The following is a 609-nucleotide window of genomic DNA, read 5'->3' on the forward strand; positions in this document are numbered from 1 at the left end:
AATCCGGAGGATTAGCTCAGCTGGGAGAGCATCTGCCTTACAAGCAGAGGGTCGGCGGTTCGAGCCCGTCATCCTCCACCATTAGCCGGTCTAGCTCAATTGGTAGAGCAACTGACTTGTAATCAGTAGGTTGGGGGTTCAAGTCCTCTGGCCGGCACCATGTTAGAGCCATTAGCTCAGTTGGTAGAGCATCTGACTTTTAATCAGAGGGTCGAAGGTTCGAGTCCTTCATGGCTCACCATTCATTTTAATACTGTGCGTATTTAATCTTGCGGGTGTGGCGGAATTGGCAGACGCGCTAGACTTAGGATCTAGTGTCTTATGACGTGGGGGTTCAAGTCCCTTCACCCGCACCATTTAGATTAAACGCGGAAGTAGTTCAGTGGTAGAACATCACCTTGCCAAGGTGGGGGTCGCGGGTTCGAATCCCGTCTTCCGCTCCATAACTACTTAATCGACTAATTCAGCTTGCCGGGGTGGCGGAATTGGCAGACGCACAGGACTTAAAATCCTGCGGAGGGTTCCTCCGTGCCGGTTCGAGTCCGGCCCTCGGCACTTTAAATATGCGCCCGTAGCTCAATTGGATAGAGCGTTTGACTACGGATCAAG

At 52.1% G+C, this 609-nt stretch carries 6 tRNA genes; all 6 read left to right on the forward strand.

The features are described 5' to 3' along the window. Positions 1-5 precede the first annotated feature (5 nt). Positions 6-81: transfer RNA gene (locus CHH48_RS19105), tRNA-Val, on the forward strand. A 3-nt stretch (positions 82-84) separates the two neighbouring features. Continuing rightward, positions 85-160 (forward strand) — tRNA-Thr (locus CHH48_RS19110). A gap of 5 nt (positions 161-165) precedes the next feature. Beyond that, positions 166-241 (forward strand) — tRNA-Lys (locus CHH48_RS19115). 30 nt (positions 242-271) lie between these two features. Next, positions 272-356 (forward strand) — tRNA-Leu (locus CHH48_RS19120). Positions 357-368: 12 nt separating this feature from the next. Continuing rightward, positions 369-443, forward strand: a tRNA-Gly gene (locus tag CHH48_RS19125). Positions 444-470: 27 nt separating this feature from the next. Beyond that, positions 471-555 (forward strand) — tRNA-Leu (locus CHH48_RS19130). The last annotated feature ends 54 nt before the right edge of the window (positions 556-609 follow it).

The sequence above is a fragment of the Terribacillus saccharophilus genome, from assembly GCF_002272075.1.
Classification (GTDB): Bacteria; Bacillota; Bacilli; order Bacillales; family Amphibacillaceae; genus Terribacillus; species Terribacillus saccharophilus_A.